Below are 18,567 nucleotides of genomic sequence, written 5' to 3' on the forward strand. Positions count from 1 at the left end.
TTTAATTTTGCTTTGAATGCTTTAAAATCCAGTTCTTGATATATTCAAAGTCAACTTTTCCTTTTGAAATTGAAATAACTAATTGATATTTTTCATCTTGACTAGCATTTATGTCATGTTTACTGTTCATCATTAACAGCCTAGCTAAAACATAGCCTGTCCTTTTATTACCATCTGAAAAAGGGTGATTTTTGACTATACTTTCTAGGATTGCAGCCGCTTTATCAATTACATTAGGGTATAAATCTTTGCCATCAAACGTCTGATAAGGGCGGTTTAAGGCAGAGTTTAATAATTCTTTATCTCTTATGCCATCTGATCCTCCAAATCTTTCTATTAATATTTGGTGAATTTCCAAGGCCTCCTTTTGAGAAATCACTTTGCTAACTTTTCAAGAAGCTGCTTATCTTCAGACAAAATAGTTCGAAGATTTTTGACAGTATTAAAATTATCGGAAGATTGATTTTTCACAGCAGTCAAAAATTCAAAGACTTCTTGTAAAGCTTCTTCAGGAATATTTTCCAGCATTTCATTGATAGCTACTTTTACTTCTTCTCTACTCATAATGAAATATACGAATTTAGATTCTTAATTGTTAGAATTTACTTAACAATAGACACGGTATAGTTTTAGATTAAAAAATCCCATTTTCATTGATTATTTCTTAAGCAAGATCCCATAGCTCACTGATTTTATCACGCTGAAATTTGAAAAAATGCGCCAATATATAGCCAGAATCATTAGGATTTTGCTTTACTAAAGAATGTACTGACACTCCTTCTTCATCTGCCATCGCCCTTAAAATGCTCAATTCTTTTTCAGGGTTTTGCTTAGCATCTTCTAGCATGGCGGTTTTTAAAGAAGATATATCCTTTTTGAAATAGGGATTATGGTGTTTGAAATTTGGTGAAACATAAAGGGAGAAAGCATTTTCTACATCACCGCTAGCAACCATTCTTAAAAATTCGACTGCTATTTCTTTTTCTCTTTTCATATCGGACTAATTAATTCTTTAAATTTATTGAATATACTTTTCAAAAAAGAAAAGAGTAATTGAAATCTATACTATGGAAAACCAAAAACAGCTTTTTAACCTCCCTGAAAATATCCATTATTTAAATGGAGCCTATATGTCTCCAAACTTAAAAACAGTAGAAGCAGCTGGAATTCTAGGGATTCAAAGGAAAACGAATCCTACTTCAATTTCTGAAGAGGACTTTTTTAAACCTGCAGAGAAGGTTAAATCCTTGTTTGCCGAATTGGTAAATGCTCCGGCCCAACAAATAGCCTTAATTCCCTCTGCATCCTATGGATTAATGAATGCTATTCAAAATGTTCCCATCAAAGAAGGGCAACATGCCATTACTGTGAATGAGGAATTTCCAAGTGATCACTTAACCCTAAGGCATTTTTGTGAAAAATATCAGGCTGAACTAAAAGTAGTTTCTCCTCCTGATTTTGTTGAGGGCAGAACTGAAAGCTGGACCAATCAAATTATTGAGTCAATTACTGAGGATACTGCTTTAGTAGTCATGTCTTCTATTCATTGGATGGAAGGATTGAAGTTTGATTTAAAAGCGATAGGAGAAAAGTGTAGAGAAACCAATACCTACTTTATTGTAGACGGTACCCAGTCGGTTGGGGCACTTCCGATGGATGTAGAAGCGTTTCACATTGATGCCTTAATTTGCGCAGCCTATAAATGGTTACTAGGACCCTATTCATCTGGCTTAGCCTATTATAGTGAAAAGTTTAATGAAGGCATTCCGCTTGAATATTCTTGGATGACTCGAAAGGATAGCGATGATTTCAGTAAATTAACTGAATACCCAGAGGATTTTGGCCCTAATGCGATGCGCTATAATGTAGGAGAATTTAGTAATTTCATTGCTCTACCCATGATGCAGAAAGCATTAGAGCAATTATTAGAGTGGAGGCCTGAAAGTATTCAAAATTACTGTTTTGAATTACTAAATCCACTCCGTGATTTATTGGATCAAAAAGGGATTGAAAAAGAAGTAGACAATAGGATGAGTGCTCATTTATACGGCTTATTTGTTCCAGATACTATTGATCTTCCCCAATTAATGAATAGCTTAAAATCAAATAATATTTTTGTTTCGGCTAGAGGCAGCAAAATAAGAATTTCACCAAATGTGTATAATGATGCTGAGGATGTAGAAGCTTTAATGGGTGTTTTGCAGAAGCATTTGTAATTTTGCTGATAGAGCATGAAGGGCTAATGGCAAAACAGAAAATATATACTATTAAAGAGGGAAAAGCCAGAGGGGCAAAATATTGCGCTGGTCAGGAAAGAAGTCAACAGCAAGTACGAGATAAGTTGTACGAATGGGGTTTGTATGGTGATGAAGTGGAGGAAGTATTATCCTGGTTAATTTCTGAAGACTTTGTGAATGAAGAGCGTTTTGCTCAAAGCTATGTAAGGGGTCATTTCAAATTAAAGAAGTGGGGAAAGCTTAAAATAAAGCAAGGCCTGGAGCAAAAGAAAATATCATCATATTGCATTAAAATGGGTATGAAAGAGATAGACCCTCAAGCCTATGAAGACACCATTACTAGCTTAGTGGAAAAGAAATGGGATGCTTTAAAAGAGCAGAACCTCTACATTAAAAAGCAGAAAACAGTACGCTATTTATTGCAAAAAGGATTTGAGGCCGATTTAGTTTGGGAGGCCGTAAATCAGCTTAGCGAGGACTAAGTTTTTGGAATCGCTTGATCACAAATTCTCCTACTTGAGACCCAATTTCAAGTCCTACCTCATTATCGGTTCTAAAATGCACCCCTCCTTCAAACCTCGATTCCGAACACTCTTTTGCCAGTAATTCAAACTCCTTATGATCAAGAGGGAAGATATGGCTTAATGCCTCAGCAACTGAACCTGCTACCGTAGTGTGACCCGCAGGATAACCTGGGAAATTAGGAGTATCGATTAAATAAGGTTTAAACCCTGGATCGTATTGAAATGGGCGGATAGTCCAGTAATGATATTTTCCATCCCATGCGACAATGGTAGCCTCATATCTGGAGGCATGAAAAAGAGCTGAGGCATAGGCGGCCTGCATAGGATTAAGGTCATATTCCAAAATTTTTCGTTCTAGAAGGTCATCCCAAACGGGTTCGGTGCGCCACTTCCAAGCAATGTTACTTCGCTTATGATTTTCTTGGAATTCCCTTAATTCTTGCATTTCAGCTTCCCAGTCTGAAGGTGGAGGTCCCGGTCTAAATTGATCATTGCTATCCAAAGTTAGAGGCTTCCATTTTGCTTTCATAGGATCCCATTTGCTCGGTATGCCTTTCCATTTGTTCTTTCCAATAGGAACCTCTCCCTCCCAAGTATCTGCTGTCCGATCAGTTTTAGCGTAAGCTATATATTGAGCAGCAACCTCTTTTCCCACTTCAATACTTGCATTAATTTCATTCGCATATTGGGTGCCGCTTCTCAAGCGATTTAATTTGAATGCTTGAAGGCAACTGTCCACCTTATGTGATTGATCTGGAAAGTAGTAGGAAATGATTTGAGAAGCAGCTCCTGCAGCAGCGCTCCATTCGCAAAGTGAAGATGTACTCTTGTTTTTAGCAAACAATTTTACGCCTGAGTTTAGCTCAAAAGGCCTTTTGCTAGTTCTATCAGTTGAATAATTGCTTATGGTTACTAAGGCATCATAAATAGCTAAATGCATAATAACGACCCTTGCCCCATTCTTATGGCCCTTATGTGCATTGCTAATATCCATTAAAAGTTGATGCCATCTATAATTAGGGTAGGCAGAATTCCAATATTTAATCTCTTCCAAGTCCAGTGAGCTGAGTGCGCTTTGTAATTGGATAATGCTGTCTATTGTTTGCTCATTTGGCTCTTTCCCCTCCATAAAAATGGAGCTGGTAAACATAAAAGGTGTATAGTTATTATGATTCTTTTGAGCGATTATAGATTGTGGGCATAAAAAGTAAACGCTCATAGAAGCAATGAGGAGGAAGGTTTTTAGAGGGTTCATAGTGCTTTTATCCTGTAGGTTCAAAAGGAAGGAGCTTTCCAATCGTATACAATAGAAAAGCTCCTAAATATTCATTCCTTAAATGATCATTCCGGCTCCCACTGTTTGCTGTGAGAATTCATCTATGATAATTAAAGAACCGGTATTTCTATTTTTTCGGTAAGAATCAAATAATAAAGGCTTAGCAGTTTTGATCGTGATTCTGGCAATATCATTGGCTCCTACAGCCTTGTCCTCTTCGTTCTTTTCTAATGTGTTTACATTCACCTTATATTTCACTTCTTTTATGATGGCTCGAGCCTCATTTGTAGTGTGCTTCACGGTATATTTCCCTCCTAATTTAAGGGGATCAACATTTAGCCAGCATACCATTAATTCAATTTCTTGCGCTTTAGTTGGCTGATTATTTACCTTAGCCAGCATATCTCCACGGCTGATGTCAATATCATCTTCTAAGGTCATGGTAACTGACATAGGTGGAAAGGCCTCTTTCAACTCCCCATCCATGGTCTCTATGGATTTGATTTTGGTGGTAAAACCAGAGGGTAAAACCACTACTTCTTCTCCTTTACGGAAAATTCCACCGCTTACTAAACCTGCATAGCCTCTAAAATCATGATACTGATCAGATTGTGGTCTGATTACCCATTGAACGGGGAACCTACCGTCTATTAAATCTCGATCGGATGCAACCTGTACATTTTCTAATGTCCATAATAAGGAAGGACCTTGATACCAGTCCATATTTTTAGACTTATCTACTACATTATCCCCATTTAAGGCAGAGATCGGAATAAATCTGATATCTGGAATTTCAAGTTTTGCATCAAAGCTTAAATACTCTTTCTTGATTTGCTCGAATACTTCTTCTTTATAATCAACCAAGTCCATTTTGTTGATACAAACAATTACATGCTTGATCTGTAATAAGGAGGCAATGAAAGAATGTCTTTTGGTTTGCTCAATTACTCCTTTTCTTGCATCAATTAAGATAATGGCTAAGTTCACATTTGAGGCACCCGTAACCATATTACGAGTATATTGAACGTGACCCGGAGTATCTGCAATGATGAATTTTCTTTTTGGAGTAGCAAAATAGCGATAAGCTACATCAATGGTGATTCCTTGCTCTCTTTCGGCTTTCAAACCATCAGTTAATAAAGCAAGGTTAACGTGTTCGTCACCACGATTTTTACTTGATTTTTCTACCGCCTCAATCTGATCTTCAAAGATTGATTTTGTATCGTACATCAATCTACCGATCAGGGTACTTTTACCATCATCAACACTTCCTGCAGTTGAAAAACGCAATAGGTCCATGTCTAAGTAACCCGCAGTGTCTGTAGTGTTTTGTTCTTTAGTGTCTTGCATTTATAAATGTCTTTTCAATAACTGTATCAATTTTCTTGGAGAAGAACCTAGCATCCAGAGTCTAGAATCTAGATTCTTAAATCTAAGATCTACTTCTAAAAATATCCTTGTTTCTTTCTTTCTTCCATTGCTGCTTCCGAGCGCTTATCGTCAGCTCTTCCGCCTCTTTCCGTTTGTCTTGCAGCCGCAACTTCTTCAATGATTTTATCTAAATCATCCGCTTCTGATTCTACCGCACCGGTAATCGTCATACAACCTAAAGTTCTGTATCGGATAATTTTCTCTTCGTATGCTTCTCCTTCTAATAAAGTATTGTAAGGAGATTTAGCGATTAATACACCATTTCTGTTTACTACTTCTCTTTTGTGAGAGAAATAAATACTAGGCAATTCAATTTTTTCTTTTTTGATGTATTGCCATACGTCCATTTCTGTCCAGTTACTGATGGGGAAAATACGGAATGACTCACCTGGTGCTTTTTTACCATTGTATAAATTCCACAATTCCGGGCGCTGATTTTTAGGATCCCACTGGCCGAAATCATCTCTGTGTGAAAAGAATCTTTCTTTAGCTCTCGCTTTTTCCTCATCTCTACGGCCACCACCGAAAGCGGCATCATACTGACCTTCTTCCAGTTTCTCTAAAAGTGTGATGGACTGTAGCGTATTTCTACTAGGGTTTACCCCTTTTTCTTCTACTGCTGTTCCTCGGTCAATAGAATCCTGCACTAAGCCAACATCAAGGTTTACATTATATCGCTCTGCTAAATTATCACGAAATTCTAGAGCTTCCGGAAAGTTATGACCCGTGTCGATATGTAATAATGGAAAAGGGACTTTAGCTGGCCAAAAAGCTTTTTTTGCTAAATGTACCATAGTAATTGAGTCTTTTCCACCGGAAAAAAGGATAACCGGCTTTTCGAATTGAGCAGCTACTTCACGAAAAACGTAAATAGCTTCTGACTCTAGCTGATCTAAGTGTGATAAATTGTAAGATGACATATCTTTTATTCTATTTTAATATTTTATTTTCTCGATTATAGCCTTCACTAATTGCTGATGGCTTTCTTCTAATGTTTGATTTGCAGTATCAACGGCAACATCTGGATTTTGCGGTTCATCGAAGGGAGCGCTAATACCAGTAAAATCTGGAATCTCTCCTTTTCTGGCCTTTGCATATAAGCCTTTCACATCTCTCTTTTCACAGACCTCAACTGGGCAATCTACATATACTTCTACATACCCATCACCAATAATGTCTTTCGCCATTTTCCGAATATCTTCTGTAGGGCTAATGAAAGAACAAATAGTTACCAAACCCGCATTCATAAATAGCTTAGCGGTTTCAGCAGCTCTTCTAATATTTTCAGTTCTGTCCTGAGGAGAAAACCCAAGATTATTATTGATGCCAGTTCGCATATTGTCTCCATCCAACAACTGTGTGAGATAGCCTTCTTCATGTAAGCTGTTTTCTAATGCTCTAGCTAAGGTACTTTTGCCTGAACCCGATAGGCCCACCATCCAGATGACGATAGACTTTTGATTTAGCATTTTCTCTTTATCCGAGCGACTAAGTATAGTATCGAATATGGGATAAATATTTTCCAAACTCATATAATTTTTGGCAAAGTTAATAGGATAAAATTATACTAATAAGCATTTGTTGCGTAATTTTGCAGCTTTCCAAAAATATTTAAACCCTATTGGGTTTGTAGGCTAATAGAGCAAGATTCTGGAGAAATTTTTTTTTAATAATTCCACTTTGGAATTGAAATTCATTAGTTCACTTATGCAAATTGAAAATTTAGTAGAAGAAGTAAAGGCAATAGCTTTAAATGCTGGGGCTGCCATCATGAAAATTTATGCTGATGCAGACCTTAGCCAGGTAGTAGATTATAAAGCGGATGATAGTCCCTTAACCTTGGCAGATGAGGCGGCAGATAAAGTGATCAAAAAAGGATTGGAAGAGCTTTCTGTTCAATATCCAATTTTATCAGAAGAGGGTAAAAAGATGTCCTATGAGGAGCGTAAAGAATGGGATACTTTTTGGTTAGTGGACCCTTTGGATGGGACAAAAGAATTTATCAAAAGAAATGGTCAGTTCACGGTTAATATTGCCTTGATAAAAAATCATTTTCCAATTATGGGAGTGATTTATGTTCCTGCTACAGATACTTTTTACTACGGTAGCGAACAAGGTGCTTTCAAAGAAGTAGGGGGAGAAAAAACAGAGCTGAAAGTCAACCAAAAGAATTCGGATAGAATTGCTGTAAGAAGTGCTTCTCACGCTTCTCCTGAGGAGGATGAGTTGCTAGCGAAATATGATGTAAAAGACAGTATTTCTAAAGGAAGTTCTTTGAAGTTTTGCATGGTGGCTGAAGGTAAAGCAGATATTTATTATCGTCATGGGCCAACTATGGAATGGGATACAGGTGCTGGCCAAGCTATACTTGAAGCTGCAGGTGGTAAAATATACAAAGGCAATACAGAGGAGGAACGTTTCAATTACAATAAAGAAAACCTATTAAATGGGAGCTTTCTTTGTTTAGGATTTTAGAGTCTAGAGTCTAGAGTCTAGAATCTAGATTCTTAGATCTTTTATCTACACTACTAACTATCGTAAATACTCATCTCAATTTTAAAATCCACTTCAATATTTTCATTGACTTTCACCATTCCGAAGAATTTCTCTGGAGCTTTAAGGCCAAAGTCAGTTATGCAGATTTGCATGGTGGTAGTGCAGGCTAATAGATTGTCTTGAAAATTATTTTGGATGTCAACAAAGTAAGTTTTTTGTTCACCAGCCATTTCGATTATGATTTCGGCAGTGTTATGATTTATGATTTTCTGAACTTGAAAAATGATATAAGGATATTGCTCATAGTCGAGTAGATCGTGAAAATCTTCGGTCATCTGGCTGTTTGGGCAAGTAAAGTTGATGACTTTTAAAAAAAGAGCCTCATGCTTAATAATAAAATTTTCTCCTTTTTGTTGATAGGTAATTTCGAGTTCTTCAATTGGCAATTCAGCGGAATAAGTACATCTAAATTCATTTACATTAGTGCTACCATGCACTTTTACGAATGAATTTTCACTATTTATTTTAATACGTTTTTGTTCAATTTGAGCAAATAAGCAACTAAAGCTGAATAGTGATATTACAATATTTAGAAGTAAACATTTCATAGAGTTGAATTGATAAGTTAGGTTGTAACTTTCATTAAATCAACTATTTAATACTTTATGTGAATATAAAAAAGCGATGAAGCTTTGCTCCATCGCTCTTTAACTAAACAAGCTGTTCGAATTAGAAACTAATAACAGCTTCTACCATCACACCATTAAACTCAGCGCCAGCAAATCTTCCAGTCCATGCATCACCATTGTATTGTTGGTTTACATATTCCACTTTAGTCATGATGTTGTCAGTTAAGAACCAACCACCACCGAAGTTCAATCTGCTAATATTCATATCCTCAGTAGCTGCTTCGTTCATTTTACCATTTACAGTATTGTAACGTCCACCGATGTAATATCTTTCGTTTGCCCCAAATCTGTATAGGGCTTCACCTGCTACTTGAGTCATGGCACCATCGCCTTCGCTTAAGCCGCTAGCTACTTCATAAATTCCGAAGAACTCAAATCCTCCTGCTTTAATGAATGGGTTGATTTGTATCGCAGATAACTTAGCGAATCTTGCGTTAAATCTACCATCGAAGTCACCTCCTTGAGCATCAACTCCTAAATCTGGATTACCAGTAGTGTGCAATACATTGTAGTATCTAGATCCACCACGGTCACCACCGTATAACCAAGTACCTGTACTTGTACCACTATTTACATACCAGCTACCGGTTAAACGTGCTCTGAAATCATCACTGATTTGTTTGTCGAAACCTAATTTACTGTAAAAAGAAGGTTTATTGTCAGTGCCTCTTGTTACATTTTGGTTTAAGTTACCATTGGTTAAACCAACAACCGCTATTAATCCGTTTTTCTGAACTGTTACTTCACCGAAAGCTTCAGTAGAGAAGGCATCCATAATATAGTTACCAACAAATGGGTTATAGATAGCTCTTGCATTATCGGTTCTTCTAAAGTGAGCATCACCATAGTTGAACTCATCCAAACCTACTGTGATGGTAGTGTACTCCATCAAACCTTCCATAAAACCTTCACTGATGAAGTCTAATTTATCAATTTGTAAGTGTCCACCTTTTACCCATGCTTCAGCGTGGTGACGAGCAGATAGGTAAGTACGTAAGTGTAATCTTACTCCATCATACATCTGAACATCTAAGTTGAAGTTAGCAGTAGGTAAATTGAAGTTGTTGTTTAAATCCTTAAATTCTAAACCAGATCCAGCTTCTGCAGCATTTGATTGGCTTAGTCCTTGAAATTGCATGGCAAAATCACCACCAACTCTTACTTTAACTCCATCGTATTCAATTGAATCAGCTTTACCAGTCTCGAATACATTTAATCCATCTTGGCCAACTGGTCGGAAAAACTGTAGGTTTCTACTATTCTGTGCGAATAGTACTTGTGCAAATCCCATTAATAGGGCAATCATCGTAAATCTTAAAAAAGTTTTCATGGCTTCTTTTATTTATAGGTTATCTTATTTAGTTGTATTGTGCATTAAATTTTATTGTGACTTCATCTCCGGTTTTTATGGTTCCGAAAACTGCAGTAGGAGGATCAATTTCAAATACTGACATTTTAAAAGTGATGTCTCCATTAAAAGCGATTCCATTTTTAGTATCCGCTTTTACCTTCATGTTTACTGTTTTGCTTACGCCCCCTATGGTGAGTATGCCTTTAGTATCCATGGTAGTGGTGTTGCCTTCAACCTTCACATTGTCCATTGATTTGAACTTATAAGTGATGATTGGGTGATCATCTTCCTTTAGGGCTTCATAGGTGTTATCGTCCATTGCAGACTTCCCACTTTTTAAGCTTTTCACTGGAACATTAAAGCTTAAGCTGTTAATAGCTTGCAAAGCATTGTTTTCAATTTTAACATCTGCTGTTCCATCAAACTCTTCCGCTTCAATTGTCCAATCATGAACTGTCGAAGTACCGTCAATGCTGAGTTGAGTGTTTTGCTCATTTACTTTTAATTGCTGCCCATATACATATGGTGCAAAAATTATCAGCATTATAATCATTAAACTTTTCATGGCGTTTGTATTTTTATTACGATGTAAAGGTGCTAGGTAATTCTCTTCTAAACCCTGACATACGTCATGAAATTCTATGATTAAATGCTATATCGGCTTGTTTAGGATGTTTTTGTAATATTTGTTACAACATATAAACTAAAGAATGATATGAAAAAGCGCTAATGCAGAGCTAAGAACAATGTGTATTTATACTTTTGATTAAAGCAACAATCAATTTATATTGCATAAACAAGCCTTAATTCTTTACAAAATGAAATTCATTAATAGGATAGTTGACTTTGGGGTAGATTCAAAACTTGAAGATTCAATCAACACCAAAATAAAATTAGCTAATATTTTAAATTTAGCTTTAATCGTAATCATAGCTTTTTATTCCGTTATCGCAGCTTTAGTGGTACCTGAATTAGTGCCTTATTGCCTATACGGTTTTGCTGCCTATTCACTAAATCTTTTCTTATCATATTTAAGATTCAATCTGTTGACAAGATTTATTATGTCAATACTCCCAGCATTGGTTATAGGTATGTTACATGCGGTCATTATGCAAGCAGGGGATAGCATTATGAAGGAGGTATATGCCTTTCAAATTGTAGGTTCATTAATAGCCTTTAGCCTGTTTGATCATAAAAGGATTAGATTTTGGTTACCTGCTTTTATTATAGCTGCTATTCCGATATTATATATACATGAATGGAATGATTTTTTTGATGTAGCTTTTGATAATTCCCCATTTCAACAAGCCTGGGTTCGTAATTCTGTTTTATTTGGAGCATTCTTTTTAGGAGGCTTTTTATTCGTATTTCTTCAGCGATTAAATCAAAAAGAATTCGATAAGGCTCAAGAATTGACTAATAGATTTGCTGTAGAAAATAAAAAAGCATTAGAGAAAGAAAAGGAACTGGAACAATCATTAGAGAAATTAGAAGAAGCACAACAGGAAGAAAAGAAGAGAGCATGGGCTACAAAAGGCTTGGCTGAAATTGGGTCTATATTACGTGAGCAGGAAGATTTAAATGTTTTAACAGATCAAATCATTTCATTTATTGTAAAGTATCTAGAGGCTAATCAAGGAGCTTTGTTCTTAATAGATGAAAAAGAAGATAATGAAGAAGTTCAACTCTCGCTTAAATCCGCTTATGCGTTTAAACGAAAAAAGAAAATTCATCAGAAGGTAAATGTTGGAGAGGGGTTGATAGGTCAATGTTATCTCGAAAAGGATTACATTTATCTTACAGAAGTACCAGAAAATTTTATAAATATAACCAGTGGCTTAGGGGATGCTAACCCTCGTTCAATTTTAATAACGCCTTTAATGGTGAACGAAGAAGTATATGGTGTTTTTGAAATTGCTTCTTTTAAAGAAATCGAGCAATACCAAATAGATTTTATGTTAGAAATGGGAGAGAACATTGCCATGCAACTCAATAGCATTAAGAATAATGAAAAAACTAAATTGCTATTAGCTGAAATGCAGGAACAATCTCAACAGTTGCATTCTCAAGAGGAGGAAATGAGGCAGAACATGGAGGAACTTCAAGCTACTCAGGAACAAACAGAAAGACAGGAACAGGAACTAAGAGCTGAATTGGAAATGGTTCAAAAGGAAAAAGCTGCTTTAGAGGAAAAACTACAGCAGAAGGAGTTAGAAGTTCAGTCCCTAAAATCATAATTTATCTACCATTCATCTAGAAAAATAGTAAGGACATCAATTTTAGTTGTATGTATTAATTTTTAAAATACTTTTGTAAAAAAAACTTATCAACGTGAACATACTTACTGCAAACAATCTTAATAAGACATTTCATGAAAATGTTGCGCTGCATAATGTAGATTTAGAAATACCGAAACAGTCAATTTTTGGGTTGCTAGGTCCAAATGGAGCAGGGAAAAGTACTTTTATCCGAATTGTGAATCAGATTATAAATGCTGATTCTGGTCAAATTCAAATTAATGGTGAAAATTTATCCCCTAAACATGTGGGAACCATTGGCTACTTACCTGAGGAAAGAGGGCTTTACAAAAAAATGAAAGTTGGCGATCAGCTACTTTATTTGGCCCAACTTAAAGGACTTTCAAGAAGGGATTCAGTTCAAAAAATCAAAGCTTGGTTAGAACGCTTTGAGGCTTCTGATTGGTTAGACAAAAAGATTGAAGACTTATCAAAAGGGATGCAACAAAAAGTACAGTTTATTTCAACTGTAATGCATGAACCCGAATTAATTATTTTAGATGAGCCTTTTTCTGGTTTTGACCCTATTAATGCAAATTTGATTAAGGATGAAATTTTAAGCCTTAGGGAAAAAGGAAGTACCATCATATTCAGTACACACCGAATGGAATCCGTAGAGGAAATGTGTGACTATATTGCTTTAATAAATAAATCAGAAAAGATATTGGATGGTAAAAAATCAGACATCAAGAATGATTTCAAATCCAATCAGTTTACACTAATCCATAAAGGGAACAATATTTCAACTAATGAAATATTTAACATTGAAAACACTTCTGATGCAGGCGAAGGCTATCATAAATCAATCTTAAAACTTGTAGCTGAATCAAATTCAAACCAACTTTTACAGGAATTGATTAACCAAAAGGTAGAAATCGTATCCTTCCAAGAAGAAATCCCTTCCATCAATGATATTTTTATTCAATTGGTAAAAGGTGAAAAACAAAATTTAGCTACTGCATAACCTTAAAACACGAACTAATGAGTAAAATTGGCTTAGTAATAAAAAGAGAATTTGATAGTAGAGTTAAAAAAAGAAGCTTTTTATTAGCTACTATCTTAATACCACTATTGTTTCCTGCTATAATCGGGGGGATGATTTATTTTGCAATAGAGGAATCTAAAAATGCGGAACAGCAAAAAGTATATTTTATAGATGAAGGAGATAACTTCACATTTGAAAATGATAAAAAGTATGCTTTTGAAAAGCTTAACATTAGCTTAGAAGAGGCTAAAACTATTTTTACAGAAAGTGAAGCTTATGCCTTAATCTATTTACCACAAATTGAATTGGCAAAGCCTGAAGGCATTGTAATGTACGCTAAAAAGAACCCAAGCTTACAGGCAAGTTCTTATTTTGAAAACAAAATCGAATCACAAATCCGAGATTTAAAATTAACGGAAAGTGGCATTAGCGAAGAGGAATTAGAAAACCTGAAAACAAACATAAGCTTAAGTACTATTAATGTTTCAGATGATGGTGAAGAAAAAGCTAGTAGTGCAGGAGTTGCTTATGGTATTGCTTATGTATTTAGCTTTTTGGTTTACATGTTTGTGTTGATTTACGGTACACAAATTATGCAAGGAGTTATTGAAGAGAAGTCCAATAAAATTGTGGAAATCATTGTTTCCTCTATTAAACCATTTCAGTTGATGCTTGGTAAGGTAGTAGGGGTTGCATCTGTAGGATTATTACAGTTTACTATCTGGGTAGTATTAATTTTTGTGCTTTCTTCAGCGGTATTTAGCTTTTTCGATTTAAATCCAGCGGATATGCAAACTGCACAGCAGAGTATGTCAGGTATGAATGGGACATCGCAAACTCAGCAAATGGTAATGGAAAATTCAAAGGCAGGGGAGATCTTGAATATTGTTTATGATATTCCATATGCCTATTATATTTCTGTATTTGCCTTTTTCTTCATTTCAGGTTATCTATTATATGGAGCATTATTTGCTGCGGTGGGTTCAGCGGTTGATAATATTTCAGATGCTCAACAATTTACCATGCCTATCACTATGCCTATGATTATAGGTTTCTTAGGAACCTTCATGTTTGTAATGCCTGAGCCTGATGGAAATGTTAGTTTTTGGCTCTCTATAATACCATTTACAGCACCAGTAGCCATGATGGCCAGAGTTGCTTTTGGCGTTCCTGCATGGGAGTTAGCTTTAAGCATGGGATTAATGATCGTTGGCTTTTTATTTACAATTTGGACTGCAGGAAGAATTTACCGTATTGGTATATTAATGCACGGCACAAAGGTAAATTATAAAACTCTGATTAAATGGGTGAAAACCAATAGTTAAATTGAATTAAGTTATTGAGAAGGAAAAGCAAGCTGATTAGTCAGCTTACTTTTTTATTAATATATAGTTTCCTCCAATTCTTTTTTAAATTGAAACAGAACAGGATTTATATCTCCATTTTCATTTTTAAAGGAAAGTTCTATTTGTAACTTATTATCAATTAGAGATTTAATTTGAAGGAATGAACCATCTTCTCTATAAAAATATCCATCCTTTAAAGAGCCCACAGATTCAAAATTACAAATGCTGGGCCAGTATTCATTTTTATCACCGCTGCATGAAATTAAGTTTTCAGATATTAATAATGAGAACTTGTAATTAATTGATTCTTGTTTAGAACTATCTTTAATTTCTGTACAATTCCAATTTCCTTGTAATTCTTCTACGATGTTTTTAGAATTAATTTCCATTTTAAATATTATCTAAAAAAGCTTTTCCTAGCTTGATAGCCATAATGATCTAGTTTTCTTTTTGTTAAGCTTGTATTCTTTTGATAGTTAATCGATTGATTTTTTATCTGTTTAGATATTGATGGCAAGCTTACTTTTTTCATATCAATATTGCCAGGTGAATTAGTGGGCATCCACCATAAGGCAATTATTGATATAACTAAGAAAAACTTCATCCCCTAAAATTTTTATAAATATTGAAGGAAATATATACTTAGTCAATACCTAAAAGTAGGTATTCTTTAAAAAGATTGGTTTAATTGAAATAGAGAGTGATTACTCAGTATAAAATACTCTTTTTACTCTTTCACTCACATTGGTTAAGATCTCATAAGGTATGGTATCAATAGATTTAGCCATCTTTGTAATGTTAGGCTCATCACCAAAAACAATAACTTCATCACCAGCTGCACAATCAATTTCACTTACATCCACCATTGTCATGTCCATGCAAACATTGCCAATTACTGGGGCTAATTTCCCGTTAATCTTTACCATTCCCACTCCTTGACTAAACTTTCTGTTGAAGCCATCTGCATAACCGATCGATATAGTAGCAATTTTCATATCTTCAATTGCTAGGCCTTTTCGTGAATATCCTATTGTATCTCCTTTCTTAATATGCTTCACTTGAGAAATTACGGTTTTCAAAGTAGAAACGGGCAATAATTCACCAGGATGTAAACCTGTAGTGTCAATTCCGTAAAGACCCACCCCTAAGCGCACCATATCAAACTGATAATCTGGAAAGCGACTGATGCCTGAGCTATTTAAGAGGTGAAGGATAGGCTTATATCCTATGTAACTGATGATGTCGTCAGCGGCTTTTTTAAAAAACATAGCCTGTTGAGCAGAAAAACCATTATGTGAGGCTTCATCCGAAGCAGCTAAATGGCTAAATATGGAAGAAACATGGATATGAGGATTTTTCTTTAGAATAGGTATTAAATCTTCAATTTCAAAAGGTTCAAATCCTAGCCTATGCATACCCGTATCCAGTTTTAAATGGATTTTAGCTTTATAATCAAAACTTCTGGTATAATTCACATAGTCATTTAACAAACTAAAACTATATATTTCAGGTTCTAAATTATAGTGATGAAGTAATTCAAATGAGCGTGGATCAGGATTCATGACCATAATAGGGAGTTTAATTCCATGCTGTCGTAAAATAACTCCTTCATCAGCGTAGGCAACCGCTAAATAATCAACATTATGGAATTCAAGCCAATTTGCGATTTCATGGCTACTACTTCCATAAGCAAATGCTTTTACCATTACCATGGTTTTTACATTAGGTTTTAGTCGTGATCTGTAAAAGTTCAGGTTGTGAGTAATTTTATTAAGATCAATCTCTAAGACTGTTCCATGAATTTTTTGCTCTAATCGCTGAACTATGGCTTCAAAGCCAAATTTTCTAGCACCCTTAATTAAAATCACACTATTGTGAAACTGATGGGTTTGTTCATAATCTAAAAATTCATTAGTTGAATTAAAGAGTTCTATTTTACCATGATAAAAGCTTTTTAATTGCTGAATTTCAGATCCAATACCAATCAATTGGTCAATATTTTCATTTTCAATCCTTTCGGCTAATTGCTTGTATAAGATATCTCCACTTAAGCCAGTTTGAAGTAAATCAGACAAGATTAAAACTCTTTTCTGATATTGTTTTTGTTGTGCAAAGAAATGCAAAGCAGTATCCAGTCCTACTAAGTCATTATTGTATGAATCGTCCACCAAATAAGTGTTATTTTTTCCTTTTTTGGTTTCTAACCTCATTTTTAAAGGGCGGATTTCATTTAAAGTATTTTGAATGATTTTGATAGGAACGCCTTCATGAAGAAGCAATAGCAAGCAATGTGTTATATTTTCTAAAGATGCATAATCTTTAAAAGGCACTGTAAAAATGAAGAACTCTTCCTTATATGGTATTCTAATGGCAATTCCATTTTCTCTTTCTTCGGTTTCAACAAAGTAGTTGGACGTGTTGTCTTCAAAAGACCAACCTATAAATTCCTTATCTTCCAGATTGGGAAGATTATGTAAAGCATTAGATATTTCTGGAAAATCTTTACAAAAAATAATAGTTTTACTATCCTTAAATAATCGAGCTTTTTGATGTGCTTTTTCTTCTAAGCTAGGAAAACCTTCATCATGTGCTGTGCCTAAATTGGTGTAAATACCAATATTAGGTTTTATTATAGCTTCAAGCTTTTCCATTTCATGCATTTGTGAAATGCCAGCTTCTATAATGGCATAATCTTGATAATCGTTAATGTGCCAAAGTGAAAGGGGTACACCTACTTGTGAATTATAGCTTCTAGGACTTCTATAAACAGAATAAACAGATTCGATTAACTTAGCTAACCATTCTTTGACAATGGTTTTACCATTGCTTCCTGTTATTCCAATAAGTGTGCCCTTAAATTTTGCTCTATTTTTACCCGCAATTTGTTGTGAGGCTTGAATAGAACTCTCAACTTTAAAAAAATTAGCCTCAGCAAACTCAATATAGTTTACATCCTTTTCAATTATAAAATTTCGGATGCCCTTAGAATAAAGCTCTTTGATGAATTGGTGGCCATCATGTCTTTCACCCTCAATAGCTATAAATATATTTTTATAGCTAACAACAATATTTCTACTGTCGATAAAAATATTTTCAATACTGTGATCCTGATGGAGTTGAGTAATTTCTCCTTTGGTTAGATTGGGCAGTAAAGAAAAATCAAATTTCAAGGATGTATAATGCTATTTTTAAAGATTAAAAAAAGCTTGCTCGAAAGTTTAATGCATCTCTACATTTTTTTAAAGGCAACTATAGCCTTACACTTTCAAACAAGCTTTAAATATTAATTTCCTGCGCCTTGTGGCTTTGCAGTAAGATTTTCTAAAACTTCTTTTAACGGAACTCTTACACCGTCTTTATATGGAACAATCCAGGCTTCTTTAACGCCCATTTGCCTAAGTGCTTTTTTGAATTTATCAGCTTCCCAGTAATCTCTGAATCTCCCTAAAGTAATTCTTTGCAAGCCTTCTTCAGTATCTTCACCGCTGAAATTTGGATTGTTTTTAAAGTATTCAGACATGTCGATGTTTTCAAAAGCACCAACTTGAACTTTAAACCAAGTACCACTTTCATCTAAAGCTGCAGGTTCGCTATTATTAGCTTCCTTTGCCTTTTTTGCCATCTCATTAGCTCTTTGTCTTTGAGCTTCTGCCATAGCTTTTGCTTCTTGCGCTTCAGCTTTTGCAGCTGCGATTTCAGCGTTTTTATTGCTTAGTTGGCCTTTAAGGTTTTCAACTTCTGCAGTTAAACTAGCTACCGAACTTTTTAAACTTTCGTTTTCGTCCACCATAGCCTTCATTTGCTCAGGGTTTTTCTTAAGCTCTTTTGCTAAGGCTTTCATTTCTTTCTTTTCTTCCTTGCTCAATTGAGCAGAAACTGAAAAAGCCATGCAAAAAATCATAAGGATGGCGATAAAACTGATCTTGCTTTTCATA

Annotated in this window: 20 protein-coding genes; 6 read left to right on the plus strand and 14 right to left on the minus strand. The window is 35.1% G+C overall.

All coding sequences use genetic code 11. The annotated features are described in order from the left end of the window. Position 1 precedes the first annotated feature (1 nt). The 3 genes from QYS48_RS07310 to QYS48_RS07320 form a co-directional block, all read right to left on the minus strand. On the minus strand, positions 2 to 379 hold the full coding sequence (locus QYS48_RS07310; RefSeq protein ID WP_302102724.1) for a type II toxin-antitoxin system death-on-curing family toxin: 378 nt from the start codon (positions 377 to 379) through the stop codon (positions 2 to 4). Next, positions 376 to 564, minus strand: coding sequence for a hypothetical protein (locus QYS48_RS07315; protein WP_302102723.1), 189 nt, complete (start codon positions 562 to 564; stop codon positions 376 to 378). The genes QYS48_RS07310 and QYS48_RS07315 overlap by 4 nt, the downstream gene beginning before the upstream one ends. Positions 565 to 664: 100 nt before the next feature. Next, positions 665 to 994 carry a nuclear transport factor 2 family protein gene (locus QYS48_RS07320; RefSeq protein WP_302102722.1) on the minus strand — a complete coding sequence of 110 codons (330 nt, stop codon included), beginning with the start codon at positions 992 to 994 and terminating at the stop codon, positions 665 to 667. Positions 995 to 1,067: 73 nt separating this feature from the next. Between QYS48_RS07320 and QYS48_RS07325 the strand changes: the two genes are divergently transcribed. Together QYS48_RS07325 and QYS48_RS07330 are read left to right on the plus strand one after the other, a co-directional pair. Further along, positions 1,068 to 2,216: an aminotransferase class V-fold PLP-dependent enzyme gene (locus QYS48_RS07325; RefSeq protein ID WP_308358179.1), complete on the plus strand. Its 1,149-nt coding sequence runs from the start codon at positions 1,068 to 1,070 to the stop codon at positions 2,214 to 2,216. Between the two features lie 26 nt (positions 2,217 to 2,242). Further along, positions 2,243 to 2,719 carry a regulatory protein RecX gene (locus QYS48_RS07330; protein WP_302128527.1) on the plus strand — a complete coding sequence of 159 codons (477 nt, stop codon included), beginning with the start codon at positions 2,243 to 2,245 and terminating at the stop codon, positions 2,717 to 2,719. On the opposite strand, the gene QYS48_RS07335 is transcribed toward QYS48_RS07330, so the two are convergent. The 4 genes from QYS48_RS07335 to cysC all read right to left on the minus strand — a co-directional run bounded on the left by QYS48_RS07335 (position 2,706) and on the right by cysC (position 7,000). Beyond that, positions 2,706 to 4,016: a vanadium-dependent haloperoxidase gene (locus tag QYS48_RS07335; protein ID WP_308358180.1), complete on the minus strand. Its 1,311-nt coding sequence runs from the start codon at positions 4,014 to 4,016 to the stop codon at positions 2,706 to 2,708. The two genes, QYS48_RS07330 and QYS48_RS07335, sit on opposite strands and share 14 nt — an antisense overlap. 78 nt (positions 4,017 to 4,094) lie before the next feature. Then, on the minus strand, positions 4,095 to 5,387 hold the full coding sequence (gene cysN, locus QYS48_RS07340; protein ID WP_308358181.1) for a sulfate adenylyltransferase subunit CysN: 1,293 nt from the start codon (positions 5,385 to 5,387) through the stop codon (positions 4,095 to 4,097). 95 nt (positions 5,388 to 5,482) lie between these two features. Then, positions 5,483 to 6,388: a sulfate adenylyltransferase subunit CysD gene (gene cysD / locus QYS48_RS07345; RefSeq protein ID WP_308358182.1), complete on the minus strand. Its 906-nt coding sequence runs from the start codon at positions 6,386 to 6,388 to the stop codon at positions 5,483 to 5,485. A 15-nt stretch (positions 6,389 to 6,403) separates the two neighbouring features. Continuing rightward, positions 6,404 to 7,000, minus strand: coding sequence for an adenylyl-sulfate kinase (gene cysC / locus QYS48_RS07350; protein ID WP_308358183.1), 597 nt, complete (start codon positions 6,998 to 7,000; stop codon positions 6,404 to 6,406). Positions 7,001 to 7,175: 175 nt separating this feature from the next. Between cysC and cysQ the strand changes: the two genes are divergently transcribed. After that, positions 7,176 to 7,943: a 3'(2'),5'-bisphosphate nucleotidase CysQ gene (gene cysQ / locus QYS48_RS07355; protein WP_308358184.1), complete on the plus strand. Its 768-nt coding sequence runs from the start codon at positions 7,176 to 7,178 to the stop codon at positions 7,941 to 7,943. Positions 7,944 to 7,996: 53 nt separating this feature from the next. On the opposite strand, the gene QYS48_RS07360 is transcribed toward cysQ, so the two are convergent. From QYS48_RS07360 to QYS48_RS07370, 3 genes are all read right to left on the minus strand, one after another. Continuing rightward, positions 7,997 to 8,572, minus strand: a complete 576-nt coding sequence (locus QYS48_RS07360; protein WP_308358185.1) for a YceI family protein — start codon at positions 8,570 to 8,572, stop codon at positions 7,997 to 7,999. Positions 8,573 to 8,693: 121 nt separating this feature from the next. Then, positions 8,694 to 9,983, minus strand: a complete 1,290-nt coding sequence (locus QYS48_RS07365; protein ID WP_308358186.1) for a hypothetical protein — start codon at positions 9,981 to 9,983, stop codon at positions 8,694 to 8,696. A 28-nt stretch (positions 9,984 to 10,011) separates the two neighbouring features. Further along, positions 10,012 to 10,569 carry a YceI family protein gene (locus QYS48_RS07370; RefSeq protein ID WP_308358187.1) on the minus strand — a complete coding sequence of 186 codons (558 nt, stop codon included), beginning with the start codon at positions 10,567 to 10,569 and terminating at the stop codon, positions 10,012 to 10,014. 253 nt (positions 10,570 to 10,822) lie between these two features. Between QYS48_RS07370 and QYS48_RS07375 the strand changes: the two genes are divergently transcribed. The 3 genes from QYS48_RS07375 (at position 10,823) to QYS48_RS07385 (ending at position 14,611) form a co-directional block, all read left to right on the plus strand. Then, the gene (locus tag QYS48_RS07375; RefSeq protein WP_302128537.1) at positions 10,823 to 12,241 is read left to right on the plus strand and encodes a GAF domain-containing protein; all 1,419 of its coding nucleotides are present in this window, start codon (positions 10,823 to 10,825) and stop codon (positions 12,239 to 12,241) included. Positions 12,242 to 12,335: 94 nt separating this feature from the next. Next, the gene (locus tag QYS48_RS07380; protein WP_308358188.1) at positions 12,336 to 13,265 is read left to right on the plus strand and encodes an ATP-binding cassette domain-containing protein; all 930 of its coding nucleotides are present in this window, start codon (positions 12,336 to 12,338) and stop codon (positions 13,263 to 13,265) included. A gap of 17 nt (positions 13,266 to 13,282) precedes the next feature. After that, positions 13,283 to 14,611 carry an ABC transporter permease gene (locus QYS48_RS07385; RefSeq protein ID WP_308358189.1) on the plus strand — a complete coding sequence of 443 codons (1,329 nt, stop codon included), beginning with the start codon at positions 13,283 to 13,285 and terminating at the stop codon, positions 14,609 to 14,611. 56 nt (positions 14,612 to 14,667) lie between these two features. On the opposite strand, the gene QYS48_RS07390 is transcribed toward QYS48_RS07385, so the two are convergent. The 4 genes from QYS48_RS07390 to QYS48_RS07405 all read right to left on the minus strand — a co-directional run bounded on the left by QYS48_RS07390 (position 14,668) and on the right by QYS48_RS07405 (position 18,566). Then, positions 14,668 to 15,021: a hypothetical protein gene (locus QYS48_RS07390; protein WP_308358191.1), complete on the minus strand. Its 354-nt coding sequence runs from the start codon at positions 15,019 to 15,021 to the stop codon at positions 14,668 to 14,670. An 8-nt stretch (positions 15,022 to 15,029) separates the two neighbouring features. Beyond that, positions 15,030 to 15,236, minus strand: a complete 207-nt coding sequence (locus QYS48_RS07395) for a hypothetical protein (RefSeq protein ID WP_308358192.1) — start codon at positions 15,234 to 15,236, stop codon at positions 15,030 to 15,032. Positions 15,237 to 15,336: 100 nt separating this feature from the next. Beyond that, a complete protein-coding gene (locus QYS48_RS07400; RefSeq protein WP_308358193.1) occupies positions 15,337 to 17,802 on the minus strand; it encodes a bifunctional UDP-N-acetylmuramoyl-tripeptide:D-alanyl-D-alanine ligase/alanine racemase in 2,466 nt (821 codons plus the stop codon). A 113-nt stretch (positions 17,803 to 17,915) separates the two neighbouring features. Beyond that, the gene (locus tag QYS48_RS07405; RefSeq protein ID WP_308358194.1) at positions 17,916 to 18,566 is read right to left on the minus strand and encodes an Ezrin/radixin/moesin family protein; all 651 of its coding nucleotides are present in this window, start codon (positions 18,564 to 18,566) and stop codon (positions 17,916 to 17,918) included. Position 18,567 lies beyond the last annotated feature (1 nt).

The organism is Marivirga arenosa (assembly GCF_030503895.2).
GTDB lineage: Bacteria > Bacteroidota > Bacteroidia > Cytophagales > Cyclobacteriaceae > Marivirga > Marivirga arenosa.

Bases quoted from the DNA above. Each gene is read 5' to 3' on its own strand.
- cysD (WP_308358182.1), bottom strand. From the start codon at position 6,388: ATGTCATCTTACAATTTATCACACTTAGATCAGCTAGAGTCAGAAGCT.
- cysN (WP_308358181.1), bottom strand. From the start codon at position 5,387: ATGCAAGACACTAAAGAACAAAACACTACAGACACTGCGGGTTACTTA.
- QYS48_RS07390 (WP_308358191.1), bottom strand. From the start codon at position 15,021: ATGGAAATTAATTCTAAAAACATCGTAGAAGAATTACAAGGAAATTGG.
- QYS48_RS07375 (WP_302128537.1), top strand. From the start codon at position 10,823: ATGAAATTCATTAATAGGATAGTTGACTTTGGGGTAGATTCAAAACTT.
- cysQ (WP_308358184.1), top strand. From the start codon at position 7,176: ATGCAAATTGAAAATTTAGTAGAAGAAGTAAAGGCAATAGCTTTAAAT.
- QYS48_RS07320 (WP_302102722.1), bottom strand. From the start codon at position 994: ATGAAAAGAGAAAAAGAAATAGCAGTCGAATTTTTAAGAATGGTTGCT.
- QYS48_RS07365 (WP_308358186.1), bottom strand. From the start codon at position 9,983: ATGAAAACTTTTTTAAGATTTACGATGATTGCCCTATTAATGGGATTT.
- QYS48_RS07405 (WP_308358194.1), bottom strand. From the start codon at position 18,566: ATGAAAAGCAAGATCAGTTTTATCGCCATCCTTATGATTTTTTGCATG.
- cysC (WP_308358183.1), bottom strand. From the start codon at position 7,000: ATGAGTTTGGAAAATATTTATCCCATATTCGATACTATACTTAGTCGC.
- QYS48_RS07370 (WP_308358187.1), bottom strand. From the start codon at position 10,569: ATGAAAAGTTTAATGATTATAATGCTGATAATTTTTGCACCATATGTA.
- QYS48_RS07325 (WP_308358179.1), top strand. From the start codon at position 1,068: ATGGAAAACCAAAAACAGCTTTTTAACCTCCCTGAAAATATCCATTAT.
- QYS48_RS07335 (WP_308358180.1), bottom strand. From the start codon at position 4,016: ATGAACCCTCTAAAAACCTTCCTCCTCATTGCTTCTATGAGCGTTTAC.
- QYS48_RS07315 (WP_302102723.1), bottom strand. From the start codon at position 564: ATGAGTAGAGAAGAAGTAAAAGTAGCTATCAATGAAATGCTGGAAAAT.
- QYS48_RS07385 (WP_308358189.1), top strand. From the start codon at position 13,283: ATGAGTAAAATTGGCTTAGTAATAAAAAGAGAATTTGATAGTAGAGTT.
- QYS48_RS07395 (WP_308358192.1), bottom strand. From the start codon at position 15,236: ATGAAGTTTTTCTTAGTTATATCAATAATTGCCTTATGGTGGATGCCC.
- QYS48_RS07360 (WP_308358185.1), bottom strand. From the start codon at position 8,572: ATGAAATGTTTACTTCTAAATATTGTAATATCACTATTCAGCTTTAGT.
- QYS48_RS07330 (WP_302128527.1), top strand. From the start codon at position 2,243: ATGGCAAAACAGAAAATATATACTATTAAAGAGGGAAAAGCCAGAGGG.